The organism is Aurantiacibacter sp. D1-12 (assembly GCF_028858515.1).
GTDB lineage: Bacteria > Pseudomonadota > Alphaproteobacteria > Sphingomonadales > Sphingomonadaceae > Alteraurantiacibacter.
Genome location: NZ_JAPJZJ010000002.1, coordinates 187,381 through 207,547 on the forward strand (window position 1 = coordinate 187,381; position 20,167 = coordinate 207,547).

Consider the following 20,167-nt stretch of genomic DNA (forward strand, 5'->3'; position numbering starts at 1 on the left):
CTTACAGACGGAAGCCGCCGTCAGCCACAAGTGTACTGCCGGTAGTGAAAGCCGCAGCATCGGACAGCAGGAACATGATCTGCCCTGCCATCTCTTCCGACGTGGCAAAGCGGCCCATCGGAGTCACCTGCGCCGCCATTGTCGCAATGGCACCCGCCCGGTCCCCTTGGTGCTTTTCCACTAGATCTTCAAAGAACGGTGCTCCGTCCCAGATGCCGGTGTCGGTTCCTCCCGGCGCAATCGCGTTCACGCGGATGCCGCGCGATGCACATTCTTTCGCCGCAACCTTTGTCAGATGCTTCACTGCCGCCTTGGATGAAGCATAGTGTGCAATGCCCATTTCCGGCTTCACCGCAGTCACCGACGATGTGAGCACGATGGACGTACCCTTTTTGGCCATGCGGATGGAAGTGCGCAGCGAGAGGAAGGCGCCATCGAGATTGACGCTCATGACCCGGCGCCAGTTGTCGAGGCTCATCTTCGCAATAGGCTCTCCATCGCCGGGGATGCCTGCATTGAGTACCGCTAGATCGATTGTGCCGCCTGCGGCCTCGATCCCGTCCCACAAAGCTTCATCGGCGACATCGCCTGCGTGGATCACCGTCTCGCAATCAAAGTTGAAAGCTTCGAGCGGTTCCTTGTTTATGTCGACGAGGATCAGTTTCGCCACACCGCCTTCAGCCAGCAACTTTGCGCATGCAGCGCCTATTCCTGAAGCCGCACCGGTAACGAGAGCTGTCTTGCCCGAAAAATCATAGGTCAATGCGAATTCCTCCCATGAACAGCGCGGTCACCCGGCCCTGCACGGGCTGCCGGTCAAACGGGGTGTTGCCGGCCTGGGCTTCCATGTCGCCCGAATTGACGATCCACGGCGCCTCTGGATCGATAATTGCGATGTCAGCTTCCTTGCCTTCCGCAAGCTCTCCGGCGTTCACTCCCAACAGCCGAGCGGGATTGCCTGCCAGCAATTCGAAAGCACGCGACATGTCGATCACGCCATCGCGGACCAACGTCAATGTCAGTGGCAGAAGCGTTTCTGCGCCCGACATACCGGACGCGGCATCAGCAAAGGGCAGTCGCTTATCCTCAGGCCCACGTGGATCGTGGCCGCTGGAAATGACATCGATAGTGCCGTCACCAATCGCCTCGATCACAGCCTGTCGGTCATCTTCTTCACGCAGCGGCGGAGAGAGACGCGCAAAGGTACGGAAGTCCGCAATCGCTAGATCGGACAGCATGAAATGCGCTGGAGTTATGCCCGCAGTTACGGCAACCCCGCGAGCCTTCGCCTGTCGCACCAGCTCAAGTCCTGCACGCGTGGTGACTTGCCGGGCATGGAGGCGCGCGCCGCTCGCCTCGGCCAGTGCAATGTCGCGCGCCAGAGCCAGTGTTTCGGCCTCTTTAGGAGCGCTGGGCAATCCGAGCCGTGTTGCCATTTCACCCGCCGTTGCGGCCGCGTTTCCACCCAGCCCTGCATCCTCTGCATGGGTGATCACCACCAGATCGAGCATGGCGGCATATTGCAGCAGTCGCATCATCACGCCGCTGTCGCCAATCCACTGTCGGCCAGTGGCAATGGCCTTTGCACCAGCGTCTTGCATCAGGGCGATTTCGGCTAGTTGTTGTCCTTCCAGCCCAGTGGTCGCCGCAGCCAGCGGGTGGACCCAGAAATCGGGCTTGCCGCTCTGCGTCGCAAAGCGAACCCGCGCCGGATGGTCGAGCGGCGGAGACTGGTCGGGCATGAGCGCCGCGCGGGTGATCCCGCCGAAGTGCAACGCGGGTTTGTCGATGGCGAAGACGCCAAGATCGACGAGGCCCGGTGCAACGATCTTGCCGCCAGCATCGACAACGAGGTCTCCATCCTTCGGCGCAACAGCGTCCAGCGTCTCGACGGAGCCATCAACAAAGCGCAGCGAGCCGTCGACAAGCCCCGCGCTTGTCACGACCTGAGCGTTGGTGATGGTGGTGGAGGCCTGTGTCATACCCATTCCCCCTCGCCCCAGCCTTCGATCGCCCGCGCCTTTCGCGTCAGAACATCGAGGCACGCCATGCGGATCGCAACGCCCATTTCGACCTGGGCGGTGATGATTGACCGGCCTTCCATGTCCGCCACATCACTATCAATCTCAACCCCGCGGTTCATCGGCCCGGGATGCATCACAATCGCTTGGTCATTTGCCAGCGCGAGCCGATCTCTGGTCAGGCCATAGAGGTGCCGGTACTCGCGCGGTGATGGAATGAACTGTCCGTCCATCCGCTCGTTCTGCAAACGCAGCATCATAACCACGTCGGAACCTTTGAGGGCATCGTCGAAGCGATTGTACGGCTCGACACCCATGTTTGCGATGCCACTTGGCATAAGCGCTGGAGGAGCACAGAGGCGCACCGTCGCGCCCAGCGCTTGCAGGCACAGAATGTTCGACCGTGCGACCCGGCTGTGCAGAATATCGCCGCAAATCGTCACCGTCAGACCGGTGAAATCTTCCGCATCGTGGCCCATCTCGCGTAGCTTCAAGCGCAGCGCGAGCGCATCGAGCAGGGCTTGTGTAGGATGCTCGTGCTGCCCGTCACCCGCATTCAAAACCGGACAATCGACTTTGCCCGCTATCAGGCCAACCGCGCCTGACGAACCATGCCGGATGACAATCGCATCAGCACGCATCGCATTGAGCGTCACGGCCGTATCGATCAGCGTTTCGCCCTTTTTTACAGAGCTTTGCGCGGCATGCATGTTCACCACATCCGCGCCCAGCCGCTTGCCTGCGATCTCGAAGCTCAACAGCGTTCGCGTGCTGTTTTCGAAGAAGGCGTTGATGATGGTGAGGCCCGCCAGCTTGTCCGTATGTTTGGCAGCCTGGCGGTTGAATTCAACATACTGCTCTGCCTCAGCAAGCAGGTAGAGAATTTCGTGGCGCTCCAGATCACCGATGGCGATCAGGTCACGATGCGGAAAAGCGCGGCCACCCGCCGGAAAGCGGGCGCTGGCTGGGGTGTTCTGCGGCGATGTCATTAAAGCATGCCCCTTAGGGCGCAGTGGCAGGGCTGGCAATGGCTTTGATGCCAAAGTCGCAAGATCGCGTTTACGTTTCTGGCGCGTTTGTCGAGCCAAATCAGGCGCAAATCGCTTGAGGGCTAGCGTAAGCTGCCGCGCGCCACTAGGTCATCACCAAAGCAATTGTTCCAACGGGGTTCCGCATGGCATTCGCACGCAAAGTCTGGAAGTTTCTGGTCGCGGTCAAAGATGGCCTCGCGCTCCTCTTCCTGCTGCTCTTCTTCATGATGCTGTTCGCACTGTTGAGCGCGCGGCCCAATCCCGGCGTGGTGCGTGATGGAGCTCTGCTGCTCGACCTTGATGGCGTGGTGGTGGAAGAGGTGGCGCCAATCGATCCTTTCGCAGCATTACTTTCCAACACCGTGCCGACACGCGAGTATGCTGCGCGCGAACTTGTGGCTGCAATTGACGCCGCCGCATCTGACGAGCGGATTGAGGCTCTCGCGCTCGACCTCACAGGGTTTCTGGGTGGCGGCGCGGTCAATCTGCAGGAGGTAAGCGAAGCGCTCGATCGTTTCCGTGCGAGCGACAAACCGATTTATTCCTACGCAGTTGCCTATTCCGACTCTTCCGTGCTGCTTGCCGCGCATTCGGACGAGATCTGGGTGGACCCGCTGGGCGGCGTTGCTATCACCGGCCCGGGTGGAGAAAACCTCTACTATGCCAATGCGTTGGAGCGGTTCAACGTAACCGCCAACGTCTATCGCGTCGGCACATACAAGAGCGCGGTCGAACCGTGGACGGAAACTGGCATGTCTCCTGAAGCGCGCGAGAACATGGCGCAATTGCTCGCCACAATCTGGGAAGAATGGCGCGCCAATGTGCAACAGGCCCGTCCCGATGCTGACATTGATCTTGTGACCAGCGATGTTGCCGGTTGGCTCGCAGCGTCGAACAACGACATTGCCGAAGCCTCTTTGGCAGCTGGCCTCGCCGATCGTATCGGCACCCGTGTCGAATGGGGTGAGCGGATTGCCCAGGTTGTTGGCGAAGACCGCTGGAATGACGATCCCGGCTCTTTCGCAGCGACCGAGTACGATCCATGGCTGGCCGACGTGAATGGTGGCATCGACCTCGGCAACGATAACAAGATCGGCGTTGTTACTATCGCGGGTGTGATCAGCGATGGTGAAGCGGGGCCCGGCTCGGCCGGAGCGGAACGCATCGCCAACCTCCTCGATAACGCTCTGGATGAAGGGTTTGATGCTCTTGTCGTTCGGGTGAACTCCCCGGGCGGCACGGTTACGGGCTCCGAAACAATCCGCCGTGCGATCCTGCGTCATAAAGATGCAGGCATCCCGATTGCAGTATCCATGGGCAATTATGCGGCAAGCGGCGGATACTGGGTGGCAACGCCAGCGGACCGCATCTTTGCCGAACCGCAAACGCTCACCGGATCAATCGGCGTGTTTGTCGTGGTGCCAAGCTTTGAAGGCGTGCTGAGCGACTATGGCGTGAGCACCGATGGCGTGCGCACCACGGGCCTTTCGGGCCAGCCGGACCTGTTCGACGGTTTCAGCCCCGAAGTCGACAGCGTGCTGCAGGCCGGCGTTGAATCCAGCTACTCGCGCTTCCTTGGCCTCGTGGCGGAAGCACGGGGCATCTCGCTCGAGCGTGCAGACGAGCTTGGTCAGGGCCGCGTATGGGACGGCGGTGCCGCACGTCAGCTTGGTCTGGTCGACCAGTTCGGCGACTTGCAGGCAGCGATTGCATGGGCGGCAGAGCGCGCAGAACTTGCCGAGGGTGACTACGATGTGACCTATCTGGGGGCCAACGCTCCCTCTTATGATTCCATCTTTGCCCAGCTGCGGGCGGGCGGGAATGCGAAAGAGCAGACCGGACGCGATGTCACTTCCATGTTTACGCGCAGGGAAATGGCACGCCTTGGTCGCATCACCGAAGACCTCGATCAACTGATGGGAGCCCAGGGCATTCAGGCCCGCTGCCTTGAGTGCACAATTTTACCGTCAGCCACACCAGCTGCGGGCCCGCCGCGCGCCGCAGACAACTGGCTCTTCGCACTTGCACAGCTCTGGCGCGACTGAACCGCTTGTCAATCCTAGCAGGGCGTGGCAAAGGCCCGCCCCTGCCGTGAATCGCTATTGCAAGCGAGGTATCCGGCGGGCGCGTAGCTCAGTGGTAGAGCACACCCTTCACACGGGTGGGGTCGCAAGTTCAATCCTTGCCGCGCCCACCATTCCTCCGGAATAATCGGGTCAGATGATGTAGGTCCAGCCGTCGTGTGACTTCACGCGGTTGGTGACCATCTTGTCGTGCAAAGTGGTGATCTGGCGGCTGCCGGTCTTGATGCAAAGGAACGGGAAAATGCCGTGCAGCAGGCAGGCAATCCCGCCCGCGATCATTCGCAGACCAAAACCCGAAGCATGGACCAGATGTTCGGAATAGGTCTCACCCACTGATGCCGGATGTTCGGTAAAAGCCTTGCGCAGCATGAAATGTCATTCCCTCACGTGATTTCCTGCTCTTCTAGACTGTCACACCAGCAAATGGCTCCCAAACTTCTCGCTTTTTCTCCACATCTTGGATAATACATCCCTTAAATGAGCAAAATTCGTAAAATTGATCCCATTGATTGGGCAATCCTTGGCGTCTTGCAGGGCGACGCGACACTTTCTGTCGGCGCAATTGGCGAAAAGGTTGGCCTTTCACACAACCCATGCTGGCGACGCATCAGGCGGATGGAAGATGAAGGGATCATCGCAAAGCGGGTCGCTCTGCTCGATCCAGTAAAAGTTGGCCTGAGCACGAGTGTCTTCGTTGCGATTCGTACCACGCGCCACGATGCCAGCTGGCTGGAAACCTTCGCATCTGCAATCGACGGCATCGATGAAATCGTCGAATGCCACAGGATGGCGGGCGATATCGACTACATGCTCAAGCTTCGCGTGCGAGACATTGCCGATTATGACCGGATCTACCAGCGACTGATAGCCCGCGTGCCTGGCCTATCTGATGTGACTGCCAGCTTCTCCATGGAAGAAATGAAGCTGACAACAGCCCTGCCTCATCCTGACTAGCGTTCCGGTCAGGCAATCACGGTCAAGGCCAGCGTGCTTGCCAAGAGGAACGCGACAAGACTTGCGACCGCAACCGGAACCAAGGGGCGCCATCCAGCTTCAAGCAGGAGCGAGAGGCGCGAACGCATAGCTGTGGCGATCACCGCGAGCAGCAGCACAGCCTTGGAAAAGTCGAGCGCGTGGGATTGAGCCTGCTCTGGCAGCGTCACCGCATTGGCGATCACGGCCAGCACGATAAACGCCGCGACGAACCAGGGCATGGAAATTCTCTTACGCTTGCCGGTTCCTTGTTGTTCTTCACCCTGTGCCAACCAGATCGCCGCAAGCGCTACGATTGGCCCCAGCATGGCAACGCGCGCCAGCTTGGTTACGGTCGCCGCAGCGCCTGCACTGTCAGAGTAGGAATAGCCTCCACCGATAGCCTGCGCTGCATCGTGCACGGAAGCGCCGATCAGGAAGCCTGCTTGCGTATCGGTCAGTTCCACCAGCTTGGCGAATGCGGGATAGAATGACATGGCAATCGCGCTCGCGAGCGCCACGCCGACCAGCGTCACCGAAAAGCGCGCCTGATCAAGCCTTTCCTTGCCGATTACGCCGTAGAGAGCGAGCGCTGCCGATGCCCCGCAAATGGCTGTCGCACCGCCCGCCAAGAGACCTGCCTCGCGCCCCTCCCCGATCCATCGCGCCGTCAAAATTCCGCTCAGCAGAGTACCTGCCATAACGGCAAAGAGGCTGACCATGCCAGTCCAGCCCAGCTGGAGAAGATCGCTTACTCCGACTTGCAGACCAAGCAGTGCGATGCCCACTTGCAAAAGGCGCTTGGAAGCAAGATCGAGGCCCGGAGCTACCGCGTCCACATCGCCGGCAAAGCTCAGAGCCAGGCCGAGTAAGAGCCCCAGCAGCATGACAGGGAAGGCATATTGTCCGGCAAGAAATGCGGCAGCTAGCCCGACTGTTCCTGCCAGCAGCAAACCCGGCACAAAATCGCGCCAGCGCCGCTTTTCCGCGGGCCCTTCGGCGAGGTAGTACTCACCGAACAGGTCGCCGCTGTAATAGTCGCGATTGGCCGTGTTCATGCGGCGGCTGTCCCCTCCTCCTGATCCGCGCCTTCTGGCCACAGATCGGGCGAGAGATCAACCGCAGCGGCCTAAAAGCGGCCGAGAATGTTCAGGAACGGTCCGTGGCTGGTGTAGCTCTGATCTGTCAGATCATCCGAGAAGTCCGACCAGGAATAGCCGACACCGACCTTCACCGTGTCGCCGATGTGGCGATAGACGCCACCCAGCGCACCAAGACGCAGATCGTCCGCCTGGGTCACCCACAGCGCGCGACCTTCAGCCATCACATCCCACTCGCGGATGACGTTGTAGTCGAGGCGGACAACCGCGAGGTGAGCGTCCGAACTCACAAATTCATCGGAATCGCGTCCGAGCGAAACGCGGCCGTTGCGATAGCCGTAGCGGGTGCCCAGCGTCAAACGATCAGACAGATCGAAATTGAAGTCCGCACTGAAGATCAGGCTTTCCTGCTTCGGGCTTTCCACTGCGCCGGACCCGGTGATCTGGCCAACCGGACCAAGATCCTCGAAGTACTGGAAGCGTACAATGCCATTGACGCGATCGTTGTCGATCGGGCGGTAAGCGAAGCCGGCAATCGCCTCGGTAAACTCGGCTGCACGGATAGAGGTACCTTCGGTATCCGCGCGCGCGATGTTGAACTGGCTGACAAAGCGCCAATCCGGATTCACCGCATAGCTGAAGTTCGAGCGCAACAGCCAGACGGTCTGGTCGCCACCGCCAACGGCCACGCCATCTTCATGGCGGACTTCCAGAGCAGTGCCTGCACGCACATCGTCGGTCTGATAGCCAAGCGCGATAGAGCCCGCGGTACGACGGAATACGCCTGCATTCGGGTCTTCAATCCGGCCATTCTCGAATGTACCGGTCACGCTGAATTCGTCCGTCGGATCGAACTGCAGGCCGAAGCTGCGCGCCAGCGTCGGCACGTCGCCACCCACACTCACACGGTTTTCGCCAAAGACGGAAAGGCTGTCTGTGAAGCGGTGACGTGCACCAACTACCAGCGCCCCACCCGGCTGCCCGGTGAAGAGATTCTGCGGCTCCAGCCCGGTATCGGTACGGTCGGCCAGCAGGGTGTAGCCGACATAGGCTTCAGAGCCTTCGCCCAGACGATGGTTCAGCTGCACGTCGGCACCAAGGCCACCGTCACCGCCCGAAAGCTCGCCCGTCAGAGAGAAGCGATCGCTCAGGTCAGCCGTTACGCCCGCACCAACGCGGTTGTTACGCTGACGGCTGGCGTCGTTATCCAGCGTGGCCTGCCCGAATGCATGGACAGTCCAGAACGTGTTCGACGGCGCGTACTTCAGCTCAAGCGCGGCGTCAGTGCGACTGCCATTCTGCGTAGCGTTGAACAGCGCGCCCGGTGTCAGATCATCGTGACGCACGCCAAGGCTTGCAGTCAGGATGCCGCCGGACAGAGTAAAGTTGTTCGACAGGTCGAGTTCGGCGGTTTTGTTGCTACCGCGCCCTTCTGCGTCGAAACTGTCGTAGCTGGCGCGAACATTGCCGGTTTCACCCAGCGGAATGTCGGCGGCAAGGCCCCAACGCTGCGTTTCAGTCGGCGAGAGGCGCCCAGCAGCGGAGTAGCCGGCATCCATGTGCTCGAAGAAGCCGGTGATCGTGCCCATGTTGCCCTGACGTCCAGCCAGTTCGGCAAAATTCACACCTACTTCTGCACGATATGCCTGCGCCGTAATATTCGCGCCAGGATTGGCGATATCGGTGAATGACAGGCCGCCATCGATGGAATTCGACTGCGCGAAACCCGGACCTTCGCTCTGCGCCACTTCGGCGCGCACGAATGTTCCGGCGGTGATACGCAGCAGCGCATCGGCACCGAGCAAAGTCTGGTTTGCTTCTTCTACGGTATCGCGCTGTGCGGTCGCACCAAAGCGGAGGGTATCACCCACCCAAACCGTGCCGCGCGCGCCGACGGTGTAGCCGTCAAGGCTGCCTACCGGAGGCGTATATTCGTAGCGGACGACCAGCACAGGCACATTGCCCGCAGCACTGCCTTCGCGCACGGTACCGCCGGTATTGGCAGTCGAACCGAGCGGACGCAGCAGAGTGAGACGGCCGTTGAACGGATCGAAATCATAGTCCTGACGCGGGTGCAGATCGGTGCTCTCGATCACGATACCCGTTTCGCGGTCGCGGATTTCCACGCGAACGCGTTCAGAACCGACGGTTACATCCTGACGCTGCAGGAAGTAGAGCGAGCCGCCCGTACCGCGGAATTCTTCACGTGCCGGCACCGTGCCCGGATCGGAAGCGAATGCCAGCAGCTGCGCATCGCGCTCACCAAAGCTGGTGGTGCCGGCGGTGTTGATGTCAATCAGCGCACCAAACAGGCCGCGATCCAGCTGGACCAGATCGGTGCCCGTGGCCTGCGCCACGAAGTTGCCGATGATCGCCTGGCTGAGGCCGTTCTCCACACGGAGATAGAAACGGCCCTGTGTTGGCGCATCTTCAACAAGCGTCGAATCATCGCCGTAGGTGGGATAGTATTGCTCGGAGGTGATCCGGCGCAGCAGCTGGCGCGGGTCCTTGCGATCGAGGTTGGACAGCAGGTCCTGCACCTCTGCCTCGCCCGTATCGAGCGACGCAGTGACTTCCCAATCGCCGCCCAGCGGGCCGTTGGCGTAGAAGGCCGCGCGGCCAATCGCATAGTCGCCGTCTGCAAGCGTCGATCCGCTCACGTCCTCTGCGGGACCGCTCGACCACGTGGTGCCAAAGGTGACTTCACCCTGACCGACGATAAACCAGTCATCGCTATCGCTTTGCAGGTTGCGGATGGCAGCGAACTGCACGTCATCGCCCTGCCCGATAGCCACGGTGATCTGGTCCATGCCCTGCGGAATGATCTGCTCGCCGACCCAGCGGCCGTTCTCGTCCACGGGAACAATCTGGTCGCCGACACGGACCATGTCGGCCCCCGGCTGCGCAGCACCTGACACAGTAACGGTCGACGTACGGCGCTGGCGGATCGTGCGGGTGGCAGCTTCATCCTGTGTACCAAACAGCGGGCGGCTTGGCGGTTCGTCATCGCCCGGACGCTCGTGAAGAACCGTCAGCTCATGGGCAATGGTCTCGTCGAATTGTCCTTCGGCGTCATAGACGCGGTAGACAAAGAACATGTCTTGCCGGGCTGCAGCATCGGGCTGCCACTGAGCAACACCATTGGCATCGACCGGAATGATTGCGAACGGGGTCGAGGCTGCGCTCACGCCACGCTCAAAAACTCGGATCTCTCCGCGCTCGATAAGTGCTGGATAGTTGTTGTAGCTGACGAATGTCGCGGTCTCACCGCGCACGACCACACGCACGCTGTCTGCGAGTCCAGTGGCCAGCACAGGGTCGATGCGACCGGAATCGACGCGCACATCAATAGCGTGGTCGAAAGCGTCGTCGCCCAGCTCACCCGTTACGATCGTCAGTCCGTCTTGCGGATCATCCTGCGAAGCCCCCGCATTCAGTACATCCTGCACGTCCGGCATCAGTGCGGAGGAAAGCGCATGCGCTGTGCCGCAATCATCGGTAGCGATGATCGAAAGGTCGGTGCAGTCCGAAGGCAGCAACTGGCTGGAGAAGAACTGACCCGTCCCTGCATCGTGCGCCGTAAGCTGGCCGGAAACATGCAGGCGCGAAACGTCGCCATCCACTGTTCCGGAAATGGCCACGGGCTGCGCCTGATCCAGAGCAATACCACGCTGCGCAGCACTGTCGACGACACCAAATTCGGGTCGCGTCATGCGCTCACGGGTAAGCTTTGTACCAGCGGACAGAACTTTCAGATCCTGCGCTTGTGTCTCGTCAAAATTCCCATCGGCATCATAGACACGGTAGACGGCCACCATGCGGTCAGCCGCATAGGTGCTGGGCGTCCATGTCATTACGCCGTCCTTGTCGGCGGGAATGACCGCATGTGGCGGCCCGCTCAGATCCGAACCCGCAGCGAAAAGCCGCAGTTCGGCGCGTTCGACGAAGGCCGGATAATTGCTGTAACCGAGGAAGCTGGCAGGTGTGCCGCGCTGCACAGTATCGGCAAAGTCTACGAGTCCGAGCGACAGGACCGGTCCCACTGACGATGTGTCACGAGACACACCGATATCGCGCAATTCCGGGGCAGCCGTACGGTGATCTTCGCGTGCAGCACGCTCATCTACGGCACCGTTGCTTTCGCCTAGGGCAATCGAAGATAGCGCAGAGAATTCGCTCTGTGCACCGATATCGGATGCCTGGACGGGCGCTGTCGTAGCGAGACAGGCAATGCCCGAGACACCGGCCAGCAGCAGGCCTGCTTTGCCATTAAACATCTTGGTGGAGGTCGTCTTGATCTTGCTCATGGCGATCACTCCCCTCTCTCACCGGGCAGAGCGCTTGCAGCGTCCACCTGGATAGTTGGATCCGGGCCATCCCAGCCCTCGGCGAAGATCACTTCGAGAGTCTGGCTGATGGTGGCGAGGCGCGACTGGATGACTTCCGGAGAGTCGCCAGCAGCGATTTGATAGGTCGCACGAACAACGAGCGCTTGCGGATCACCGCTGGCGATTGCCCGCATACGCGCGACCACATCAGCGTTGAGAGAACCGTCAGCGGCAAAAGCGTGCGGTTCGACCCGCAGCGAGACAAGGTCTGCCTCGGCGATACCGAAGTTGAGTTCGCTCATCTTACCGCGTGTGAGGCGGATCGAGCGCGGATTGTCGGTCGTCAGCGCATAGCCCTGCGGCAGCGTGCGCTCGTCAAGACGCAGCACGTAGTTCGAACCGATGCGTGCATCGGGCACGGCGGCACAGGTGATGTGATAGCGGCCATGTTCGTCAGTGGTGATCAGCTCACCGTTGACGGTAGCAAGGCGCATAGCGGGCACACCGGGCTCGCCATCGTCCTGATAGCCGTCGCCATCGTAGTCTTCGAAGACCTGGCCGATCAGCTCGGCGCAATCGAACACCGTGCTCGGGACAATCTGGATCGTCGCGGTACCGCGGTTGGAGATTTCGGTCCCGTCGAGACCGTTTTCAGCAAGGCCGGTATTGACCCGCTGGCCTTCGGTAATGCCGGCACCGACCAGCAGCACCAGTTCATACGTGACCGAGCTATTCGGCGGAATGACCTGATCGGTCCACACCAGCTCGCGGTTGCCGTTGGTCAGTTCGGGCTCGACTGCCACGCCATTCACCCGCGCAGTGCCGGTGACATAGGTCATGCCAGCAGGCAGCACGTCGATCACATCGACGTCGGCGCGGCGGAATGCCTCTTCGTTGCGAACGGTGATTTCGTACGGCACCAGATCGCCCGTGCTCGCCGAACGGCGGGTGGAGGTCTTGGTGACGATCAGGCCATCGCGCGACAGGAATGGATCCAGCGGCAGATGGTTGAAGATGATATCGGGATCGCCGCTCTGCAGGCGGAAATTGATGTAATAGGTCGGATCGCTCTCGATCGGGATGTTGCCGTCGCTACCGACAAGGTACGGCGAACCGGATCCGGTCGGATCGAGCGGACCGGCTGCAGGCGGCAGGATCGTCGAAACGAAGCTATAACCAGCCGGCGGCGTGACGCGGATCGCATAGTCAGTTTCGCCCACGGGACAAGCAGCCGCTGCGCCGGGCACGATGTCGAAGCGATAGGAACCACTGGAACCGGTTGTCTGGTTGTTTTGCGATGCGTCGATATAGCAGTCTTCCGGCAACGGGTTACCGTTACGGTCGACGAGCGTGAGTACGGCGCCGGACACCGCTTCACGCGTGATAGAATCGTAGACAATCCCGGAAGGATCGATCGGCAGGTTCTGGTCGGGCAGCGAGCTCGCAATGTCGAGCTGGATGTCCTCGATCCTTTCGTAAACCACACCCGTTTCCGGATCGCGGAACTGGATCGTGTACTCGGTGCCACCCGAAAGGCCGGTAAACTGATAAGAACCATCAGGCTCTGTAATGACTGTGCCGACCAGCGTGTCACCTTCGTAAAGCTCGACAGTCCAGTCACCCAGGCGGGTGTCGTTGTCATCAAGCTCGCGATCACCATCTTCGTCGGTGTAAACCGTGCCTGAAAGCTCACTGTTCGGAGCCTCTACCTCAATGGTGACGGTCGTGATCTCACAGTTGTCGGGCGCGTCTATCTGGCAGATCTGGTAGTCGAAAGAATAGTCGCCCGTTCCCGTGCCAGGCTCTACGCCCACCACACCTGTTGTCGGATCAAAGGTGATCCCGGGCGGCAAAGACGATCCCGGAGCAATCTCGACCGTCGAATTGGTCGGAGTTGCCGTGTCGCCATCGACGGTGTCGTTATCGAACACGTTGATGACATCATCCTGGCCGGTGTTGCCGTTGACACCGGATACGATGTCAGGTGTGGCCACGATATCGACGAGGAACACGTCCGCATCGGTTGCAGTGTTGTCTGCGGTATCGGCGTCGATAGCACCGCCGCCGACTGTGACAGTGGCCGTGTTGGACACGTCCCCTGCCAGCAGTGCGGCCGGCGTTGCCACCGCTAGGAAAGGCAGGATGCTGGTGAGCATCCGCCCAAGCGGCAAGCTTGGCAAACCCAGATTGTTCTGAAGGTTATACATCGGCTTGATTACCTGTGCCTTTCCTTGCACTCAGCCTTAGTTGACCGAGCAGCTGTAGGTGATGGTCACATTCTCACCGGCACCGATGGTGCCGAGCGTGATACCTGCACCCTGCAGGTCGCCTACGGTCGGCGATCCAGCCGGAGCACCCGCTGCGGCGGTACCGCCGAAGGTGATCGTGCCAGTTGCCGGGCAGGAGAGGCCGGTTCCCGGAGTATCCGTAACAAGCGCACCTGTTGCCGCGTCCGGACCGGCGTTCGACACCGTGAGGACGTAGGTAACCGTGTCGCCCGAGCGGACTTCGGTGACGTTGTTGGTCTTGGCGATCGAGAGATCGACCACAGCGCCCACAACGACCGTTGCGATGGCAGTGTCGCAGTTATCCGTGTCTGCTGCTTCGCAGATCTGGTACTGGACATTGTAGGTGCCCGGTGTCGCGCCCGAAGGAATGGTGAGCGTACCATCGGCATTGATAGTGACACCGGTCAGCCCGTCATCGTCGACGATTGTCGGGATTACTGCGGCATCGGCAAAGCCTGCGCCGTTAAGCGTATCGTTCGGGAAGACACTGGCCGTATCGCCACCGGTCGACGGTACTGACGTTCCGGAGAAGTCGTTGTCGTTGGCGACGATCGTGTTGATGACCGTGACCGACTCGTCCAGATCGTCGCCCGTAGTGGTCGGGTCGTTCTGGTCGCTGGTCGCAGCCGTCGTGGTGTTGGTGATTGTGTTGCCTTCCTGACCGGCATCCACCGTACCTTCGATGGTAAGCGTAGCGAACGCACCGTTGGCAAGGCTGCCAACCGTCCACACACCGGTACCGCTGTCGTAGGAACCCTGCGAAACGGTGCCGTTGTTGACCGTGGCGGTAAGGCCAGCAGGCAACAGGTCGGTGAGCGAGACGTTGGTCGCATCATCGCCGCCGTTGTTGGTGACGGTGATAGTGTAAGTGACCGTGTCGCCCACCGCCGGCTCTGCGGTGGAGGACGTACGGACCTTGACGGTCTGCAGGTCAGCCACGCCGCCAACAACCACGGTAGCAATCGCAGTATCGCAGTTGTCCGGATCGGCAGTTTCACAGATCTGATAGGTGACGTTGTACGTACCCGGCGTTGCGCCAGCCGGCACGCTCAGCGTGCCGTCGGCATTGATACTGACACCCGTCAGGCCATCATCATCGGTGATCGTGGCCGTCACATCGCCATTGGCGAAGGCTGCACCGTTGATCGTGTCATCACCAAAGACGCTGCCCGTGCTGCCACCGGTCGAAAGGATCGGAGAGCCCGAGAAGTCATCATCGTTGGCAACGATGGTGTTGATGACATCGACGGACTCGTCGAGATCGTCGCCCGTCGTCGTCGGATCGTTCTGGTCGCTGGTTGCAGCAGACGTCGTGTTGGTGATCGTGTTGCCTTCCTGACCGGCATCCACCGTACCTTCGATGGTAAGGGTCGCGAACGCACCGTTGGCGAGCGAACCGACCGTCCAGACGCCGGTGCCGCTGTCATAGGAGCCCTGCGAGACCGTGCCATTGTTGACCGTGGCGGTAAGGCCAGCAGGCAGCAGGTCGGTCAGCGAGACGTTGGTCGCATCGTCGCCGCCATTGTTGGTGACGGTGATGGTGAAGGTAACAGTGTCGCCCACAGCCGGTTCGGCCGTGCCCGAAGTCAGTACCTTGACGGTCTGCAGGTCAGACACACCGCCCACCAGGATGGTGGCAATCGCACTATCGCAATTGGTCGGCTGGCCGTCTTCACAGATCTGGTATTCGACATTGTAGGTGCCCGGCGTCGTGCCTGCGGGAACCGTGATGGTGCCGTCGGACGCGATGCTCACACCGGTCAGACCGTCATCGTCAAGGATCGAAACAGTCACATCGCCGGTCGTCACCGTGGCGCCATTGATGGTGTCGTTCACGAAGACTGTAGAGGTGCTACCGCCGGTCGAAAGGATCGGCGAACCAGTGAAGTCATCATCAACGGCAAGCAGCGTCGCCAGCAGCGTGTCCGTATCGGTCGCGCTGTTGTTAGAGCTGTCCGGATCAGTCGTACCTGAGGGTGCTGTCACCGTGGCGGTGTTGGTAACGTCCTGCGCATAGGCAGCGCCCGGTACTGCAACAGCAATGAAAGGGATCGCACTCGTCAGCATCTTGCGCACAGGCAAGCTGCGGATAACGGGTGCATGCGGATTGACGCGAATGTCCAAAGTTTGAGTCATCATTTTAGTTCACCTGGCAAGAGTAAGTGAGGGTGGTCGATTGACCGGAAGAGAGGGTACCCAGCGCAATGCCGCCCCCGGTGAGATCTGCGATTGTGAAAGACCCGGCAGGGACACCGTCGCCCGTGATGGTCACAGGATCGGCAGCATCGCAGGTAAGCCCCGCGCCGGGAGTGTCAGTGATCACGGCGCCGGTGCTGTCGTCACCGCCATTATGGGTAACCGTGAGGGTGTAAGTTGTAGTGGAGCCCGCAAAAACCGTGTCATCGGCCTGATCGACATTGCCGTTGACCCCGGGCGTGTTGGTTTTCGTCAGCGACAGATCAGCCGCGGCTACCACACTTGCAGACGTCGTCGTCTGATTGTTCGGAGCTGTCAGGATAGCTGCACCAATCCGGTCGTTGGCCGCGCCGGTTTGTCCGATGAAGTTGATAGTGCTCGAGGACGGAGCGAGCGGCATCGTGTAGTCAAAGGTGCAAGTAATCTGGTTAGAACCAGCCAATTCTGACACGCTTGCAGGCAAGGCTGTGTCGCAGGCGACGTTCGAAACCGTTCCTTCAGATGCCGAGGGAACACACTGCGCGACTGTGGCCGTGTTTGGCCCATTGTTGGTGCAGGTTAGCGTCAGCCCGGTATAGGTCGTGGTCTTTTCAATGGTCGCAGGCAGGCCCGAGAGTTGCGGCACCATGTCCGAAACCTGGCCGGACACACCGACAAACCAACCTTCTGACCCGCCGCCACTGCCGCTCGGCCACGCGACACCGTCGTTGCTACGCATGTAAACCCGGAAGTAGACGCTGGAGACCGCGTCGCCTTGGATATAGAGACTGCCGCAGGCTGCCGTGTTCAAACCGCAGTCACCTGCGGTTCCGCCAGACGCAACGTTGTAGTTGTTGAAGACCTGGCTGCCGGAGAGCGACATCATGGCATTGCTGGACAGGAGAGAAACACCTGTCGCGCCAACGGAATTCGCCTGGACGTAATCGAGCTCGACCGAAAACTCCTTGCCGCCCGCACTGCCACCGAGTCCGGCGATATGAACAACGGTGTTCGAAATCGGTCGGCTAAAGGTCAGTTCGATATCAGCAAAGTAGAACCGGCCGGTCGCTGGTGTACCGGCCGCAGCCAGGCCGGCTGTCCGGGATTCCAACAGGAATGCATGGTTGATGCCAACGGATATGCCGGTTCCCGGAATGAGCGACGGCAACGAAGTGAAGTGGCTGTTCTGCGCACCTCCGAAAAAGTTCATCGTTGTAAAGTGGGGGTCGCCAACAAAGGTACCGCCAATCATCAATCCATTCGTGGTGAAATTCGTCGAATTGGCATATTGCTGGTTCAGGACGCGCATGGTCACCGCCGGGGCAGGAGCCGAGATCGCCGTCGAGGTGTTTCCAGTAGGGTTGTCCGGGTTTGCCATCAGGTTGACCGAAACCGGACCCTGTGTGGGAGCAGCTACTGCCGTACTTCCGCTTCCCGAAAACATTTCCGAGGACGATTGCGCCGATGCAGTTCCGCTGAGCGCGACCATACCAACCACGAAAGCGATCATGGTCATCCAAAGACGCACAAAAGACATGGGGCTATCGCTGCGCGCGCCGCCATTCTTCTGTTTTCTATTTTGAGCATCTGCTCGCATTGTAGAAACTCGCCTTAGCTAGTTTGACCCAAGCCCCCGCAGAACGACCATTGCGATCGGATACGCGGGAGCACTGAGGGTCTGTCTGGAGAAAAATGGTTAACAAGCCGTTTTGAAATTCGGCCTCGTAATACGATTTTACACTTAGTTACGCCTAAAGCGCTCGATTTCAGGGCGTTAACAAGTAGGTGCACGGGCGTTTACACTTTGCGCTAAAAGCCCGCTGCCGGTCAGGGTAATTCGCTATTAAGTACAAACTGCGTTTGACCTTGCGCATTTCCCTACGTTGTGAGGGAGTGCACACTGTGCTGGACAAGCGACAACGCTATTGGGCATAGGCCGCGGCCATGCATGATCTCCGTTTCATCCGCGAAAATCCGGAAAGCTTCGATGCCGCGCTCACCCGCCGCGGGCTTGGACCAATGGCCGCCGAACTGCAGGCTCTTGATGAAAAGCACCGCGCACTGACCACACAGCTACAAGAGGCCCAAAGCCGCCGTAACGAGGCGTCCAAGGCGATTGGCCAGGCGATGGGTCAAGGTGACAAGGGCAAGGCCGAAGCGCTCAAGGCCGAAGTGGCCGAGATCAAGGCGACCATGCCCGAACTGGAAGAGCAGGAAAAGGCACTGGGTGAAGAGCTGCGCATGGCGCTCGCCGTGATCCCCAACCTGCCAGCCGATGACGTGCCGCAGGGTGCGGACGAGAATGACAATGTCGAGGTGAGCGTGTGGGGCGAGAAGCGCGAATTCGCTTTCACTCCGCTGGAGCACGCCGACCTCGCGCCGCCGCTGGGCATGGATTTCGAGACGGGTGCCAAGCTCTCGGGCGCGCGCTTTACATTCCTGCGAGGGGGAATGGCCCGCCTCCACCGCGCCATCGCGCTGTTCATGCTCGACACGCAGACGGGCGATAACGGCTATACCGAATGCAACCCACCCGTACTGGTGAACGACGATGCGATGTACGGGACCGACAAGCTGCCGAAGTTTGCGGAGGATAGTTTCGAGACCCATTTGAACAACCGAGAATTCGTCGAAAAACTTGTCGACGAAGCCATCGGAGAAGCGCGTCTGAAATTTGCGGAGGATGGCACGTTCAATGAGATCAGTGCTCAAGCAGCTGAGAAAATGATTGCGGAGCAGCGATCCAAATCGACCGAAGAGTGGATCACCAAATTGTCCAACATGGGTCTCAACCGACGCTGGCTCATACCGACATCCGAAGTCAGCCTCACTGCCTCGGTCGCAGGCGAGATCATCCCTGATCTCTCGGAGCCCATCCGCCTCACCGCGCATACGCTCTGCTTCCGCAGCGAAGCGGGCGCGGCGGGCAAGGATACGCGCGGCTTTATCCGCCAGCACCAGTTCGAAAAGGTCGAGCTGGTTAGCATCTGTCGCCTGGAGGACAGCGAGGCCGAGCATGAACGGATGACCGGCTGCGCCGAGGGTATCCTCAAGGCGCTCGACCTGCCCTATCGCAAGGTCCTGCTCTGCACCGGCGACATGGGTTTTGGCGCGCGCAAGACATATGACTTGGAGGTGTGGCTGCCCGGACAGGGTGCCTATCGCGAGATTTCCTCCTGCTCCAACACCGGCGATTTTCAGGCGCGCCGCATGAACACGCGCTATCGCCCCGAAGGCGAGAAGAAGACCGAATTCGTGCACACGCTCAACGGATCGGGCCTCGCCGTAGGACGCACGCTGGTCGCCGTGCTGGAGAACTACCAGCAGGAAGACGGATCGGTCATGGTGCCGGAGGCCTTGCGTCCCTATATGGGTGGTGTGACACAGCTGACTCCCGCCTGATGCGCATACTTCTCACCAACGACGATGGCATCCACGCCCCCGGCCTCGCCGTGCTGGAGGCCTTGGCGCGGCAATTGTCGGACGACGTGTGGGTATGCGCGCCGACGGAAGAACAATCGGGTGCCGGACACTCGCTGACTCTCCATCAGCCTGTGCGGCTGCGTGAACATGGCGACAAGCGCTTCTCCGTTACCGGCACGCCGACCGACAGCGTCAATCTGGCGCTGCGCAAGCTGTTTGCCGATCGCAAGCCGGATCTTGTCCTTTCCGGTGTGAACGCGGGCGAGAACCTGGGCGATGACATCACCTATTCGGGCACGGCCTCGGCCGCGATGGAAGCCTCGCTCGCAGGGATACCGGCTATCGCGCTGAGCCAAGCCTTCCGCGACAACGGTGCGAGCTTCTCCGCTACCGAAGAGTGGGGTCTGCGCGTGCTGCGGCCACTTGCCAATATGACAATGGCCAAGCGCACGCTCGTCAACGTCAACTTCCCGTCGCTCCCCGCCGACAAGGTACGCGGCATCCGCGTAGTGCGGCAGGGCTTCCACGACTATTCCCGCGGGTCATTGGTCGAGGCGACCGATCCGCGCGGGCGGCCCTATTACTGGTTCGGCCTGCAGGATGCCGAACACACGCTCGATCACGGCACCGACTTGGAAGCTGTCGAAGATGGCTATATCGCGGTAACACCCTTGCAGCTCGATCTGACCCATCACGCCGCGATTGGCGCGCTGGCAGAACGGTTTGCAGATTGATGGAGGGGCGT

At 60.3% G+C, this 20,167-nt stretch carries 13 protein-coding genes and 1 tRNA gene; 5 read left to right on the top strand and 9 right to left on the bottom strand.

From position 1 onward, the window contains the following. Position 1: 1 nt before the first annotated feature. The 3 genes from OOZ52_RS05045 to OOZ52_RS05055 are packed head-to-tail and all read right to left on the bottom strand — an operon-like array spanning position 2 to position 3,010. Positions 2 to 763 (bottom strand): SDR family NAD(P)-dependent oxidoreductase, encoded by a 762-nt coding sequence (locus tag OOZ52_RS05045; protein WP_274697414.1) that lies wholly within the window; start codon positions 761 to 763, stop codon positions 2 to 4. After that, on the bottom strand, positions 753 to 1,982 hold the full coding sequence (locus OOZ52_RS05050) for a dihydroorotase (protein ID WP_446698112.1): 1,230 nt from the start codon (positions 1,980 to 1,982) through the stop codon (positions 753 to 755). Before OOZ52_RS05050 ends, OOZ52_RS05045 begins: the two co-directional genes overlap by 11 nt. Next, on the bottom strand, positions 1,979 to 3,010 hold the full coding sequence (locus tag OOZ52_RS05055) for an aspartate carbamoyltransferase catalytic subunit (protein WP_274697416.1): 1,032 nt from the start codon (positions 3,008 to 3,010) through the stop codon (positions 1,979 to 1,981). Before OOZ52_RS05055 ends, OOZ52_RS05050 begins: the two co-directional genes overlap by 4 nt. Positions 3,011 to 3,195: 185 nt before the next feature. On the opposite strand from OOZ52_RS05055, the gene sppA reads away from it, so the two are divergent. Next, positions 3,196 to 5,097 carry a signal peptide peptidase SppA gene (gene sppA, locus OOZ52_RS05060; protein WP_274697417.1) on the top strand — a complete coding sequence of 634 codons (1,902 nt, stop codon included), beginning with the start codon at positions 3,196 to 3,198 and terminating at the stop codon, positions 5,095 to 5,097. A gap of 77 nt (positions 5,098 to 5,174) precedes the next feature. Next, positions 5,175 to 5,249 (top strand) — tRNA-Val (locus tag OOZ52_RS05065). A 19-nt stretch (positions 5,250 to 5,268) separates the two neighbouring features. On the opposite strand, the gene OOZ52_RS05070 is transcribed toward OOZ52_RS05065, so the two are convergent. Next, complete coding sequence (locus OOZ52_RS05070) at positions 5,269 to 5,505, bottom strand: DUF6356 family protein (RefSeq protein ID WP_274697418.1); 237 nt, start codon at positions 5,503 to 5,505, stop codon at positions 5,269 to 5,271. Positions 5,506 to 5,613: 108 nt separating this feature from the next. On the opposite strand from OOZ52_RS05070, the gene OOZ52_RS05075 reads away from it, so the two are divergent. Then, positions 5,614 to 6,090 (top strand): Lrp/AsnC family transcriptional regulator, encoded by a 477-nt coding sequence (locus tag OOZ52_RS05075; protein ID WP_274697419.1) that lies wholly within the window; start codon positions 5,614 to 5,616, stop codon positions 6,088 to 6,090. A gap of 8 nt (positions 6,091 to 6,098) precedes the next feature. Here OOZ52_RS05075 and OOZ52_RS05080 read toward each other — a convergent pair whose 3' ends face one another. The 5 genes from OOZ52_RS05080 to OOZ52_RS05100 form a co-directional block, all read right to left on the bottom strand. Beyond that, positions 6,099 to 7,166, bottom strand: a complete 1,068-nt coding sequence (locus OOZ52_RS05080) for a YeiH family protein (RefSeq protein WP_274697420.1) — start codon at positions 7,164 to 7,166, stop codon at positions 6,099 to 6,101. A gap of 71 nt (positions 7,167 to 7,237) precedes the next feature. Beyond that, positions 7,238 to 11,515, bottom strand: coding sequence for a hypothetical protein (locus OOZ52_RS05085; protein WP_274697421.1), 4,278 nt, complete (start codon positions 11,513 to 11,515; stop codon positions 7,238 to 7,240). Positions 11,516 to 11,520: 5 nt separating this feature from the next. Beyond that, positions 11,521 to 13,743 (bottom strand): SdrD B-like domain-containing protein, encoded by a 2,223-nt coding sequence (locus OOZ52_RS05090; protein WP_274697422.1) that lies wholly within the window; start codon positions 13,741 to 13,743, stop codon positions 11,521 to 11,523. A 36-nt stretch (positions 13,744 to 13,779) separates the two neighbouring features. Next, positions 13,780 to 15,963, bottom strand: coding sequence for a DUF11 domain-containing protein (locus OOZ52_RS05095; RefSeq protein ID WP_274697423.1), 2,184 nt, complete (start codon positions 15,961 to 15,963; stop codon positions 13,780 to 13,782). Between the two features lies 1 nt (position 15,964). Continuing rightward, positions 15,965 to 17,596, bottom strand: a complete 1,632-nt coding sequence (locus tag OOZ52_RS05100; protein WP_274697424.1) for a hypothetical protein — start codon at positions 17,594 to 17,596, stop codon at positions 15,965 to 15,967. A gap of 347 nt (positions 17,597 to 17,943) precedes the next feature. On the opposite strand from OOZ52_RS05100, the gene serS reads away from it, so the two are divergent. Both serS and surE read left to right on the top strand, forming a co-directional pair. After that, positions 17,944 to 19,401, top strand: coding sequence for a serine--tRNA ligase (serS, locus tag OOZ52_RS05105; RefSeq protein ID WP_274697425.1), 1,458 nt, complete (start codon positions 17,944 to 17,946; stop codon positions 19,399 to 19,401). Next, the gene (gene surE / locus OOZ52_RS05110; RefSeq protein ID WP_274697426.1) at positions 19,401 to 20,156 is read left to right on the top strand and encodes a 5'/3'-nucleotidase SurE; all 756 of its coding nucleotides are present in this window, start codon (positions 19,401 to 19,403) and stop codon (positions 20,154 to 20,156) included. The genes serS and surE overlap by 1 nt, the downstream gene beginning before the upstream one ends. Positions 20,157 to 20,167: the final 11 nt, after the last annotated feature.

Excerpts from the sequence above, each read along its gene's own strand:
- OOZ52_RS05050 (WP_446698112.1), bottom strand. The coding sequence starts at position 1,982 with ATGACACAGGCCTCCACCACCATCACCAACGCTCAGGTCGTGACAAGC.
- OOZ52_RS05055 (WP_274697416.1), bottom strand. The coding sequence starts at position 3,010 with ATGACATCGCCGCAGAACACCCCAGCCAGCGCCCGCTTTCCGGCGGGT.
- sppA (WP_274697417.1), top strand. The coding sequence starts at position 3,196 with ATGGCATTCGCACGCAAAGTCTGGAAGTTTCTGGTCGCGGTCAAAGAT.
- OOZ52_RS05070 (WP_274697418.1), bottom strand. The coding sequence starts at position 5,505 with ATGCTGCGCAAGGCTTTTACCGAACATCCGGCATCAGTGGGTGAGACC.
- OOZ52_RS05075 (WP_274697419.1), top strand. The coding sequence starts at position 5,614 with ATGAGCAAAATTCGTAAAATTGATCCCATTGATTGGGCAATCCTTGGC.
- OOZ52_RS05080 (WP_274697420.1), bottom strand. The coding sequence starts at position 7,166 with ATGAACACGGCCAATCGCGACTATTACAGCGGCGACCTGTTCGGTGAG.
- OOZ52_RS05085 (WP_274697421.1), bottom strand. The coding sequence starts at position 11,515 with ATGAGCAAGATCAAGACGACCTCCACCAAGATGTTTAATGGCAAAGCA.
- OOZ52_RS05090 (WP_274697422.1), bottom strand. The coding sequence starts at position 13,743 with ATGTATAACCTTCAGAACAATCTGGGTTTGCCAAGCTTGCCGCTTGGG.
- OOZ52_RS05095 (WP_274697423.1), bottom strand. The coding sequence starts at position 15,963 with ATGATGACTCAAACTTTGGACATTCGCGTCAATCCGCATGCACCCGTT.
- OOZ52_RS05100 (WP_274697424.1), bottom strand. The coding sequence starts at position 17,596 with ATGCGAGCAGATGCTCAAAATAGAAAACAGAAGAATGGCGGCGCGCGC.
- serS (WP_274697425.1), top strand. The coding sequence starts at position 17,944 with ATGCATGATCTCCGTTTCATCCGCGAAAATCCGGAAAGCTTCGATGCC.
- surE (WP_274697426.1), top strand. The coding sequence starts at position 19,401 with ATGCGCATACTTCTCACCAACGACGATGGCATCCACGCCCCCGGCCTC.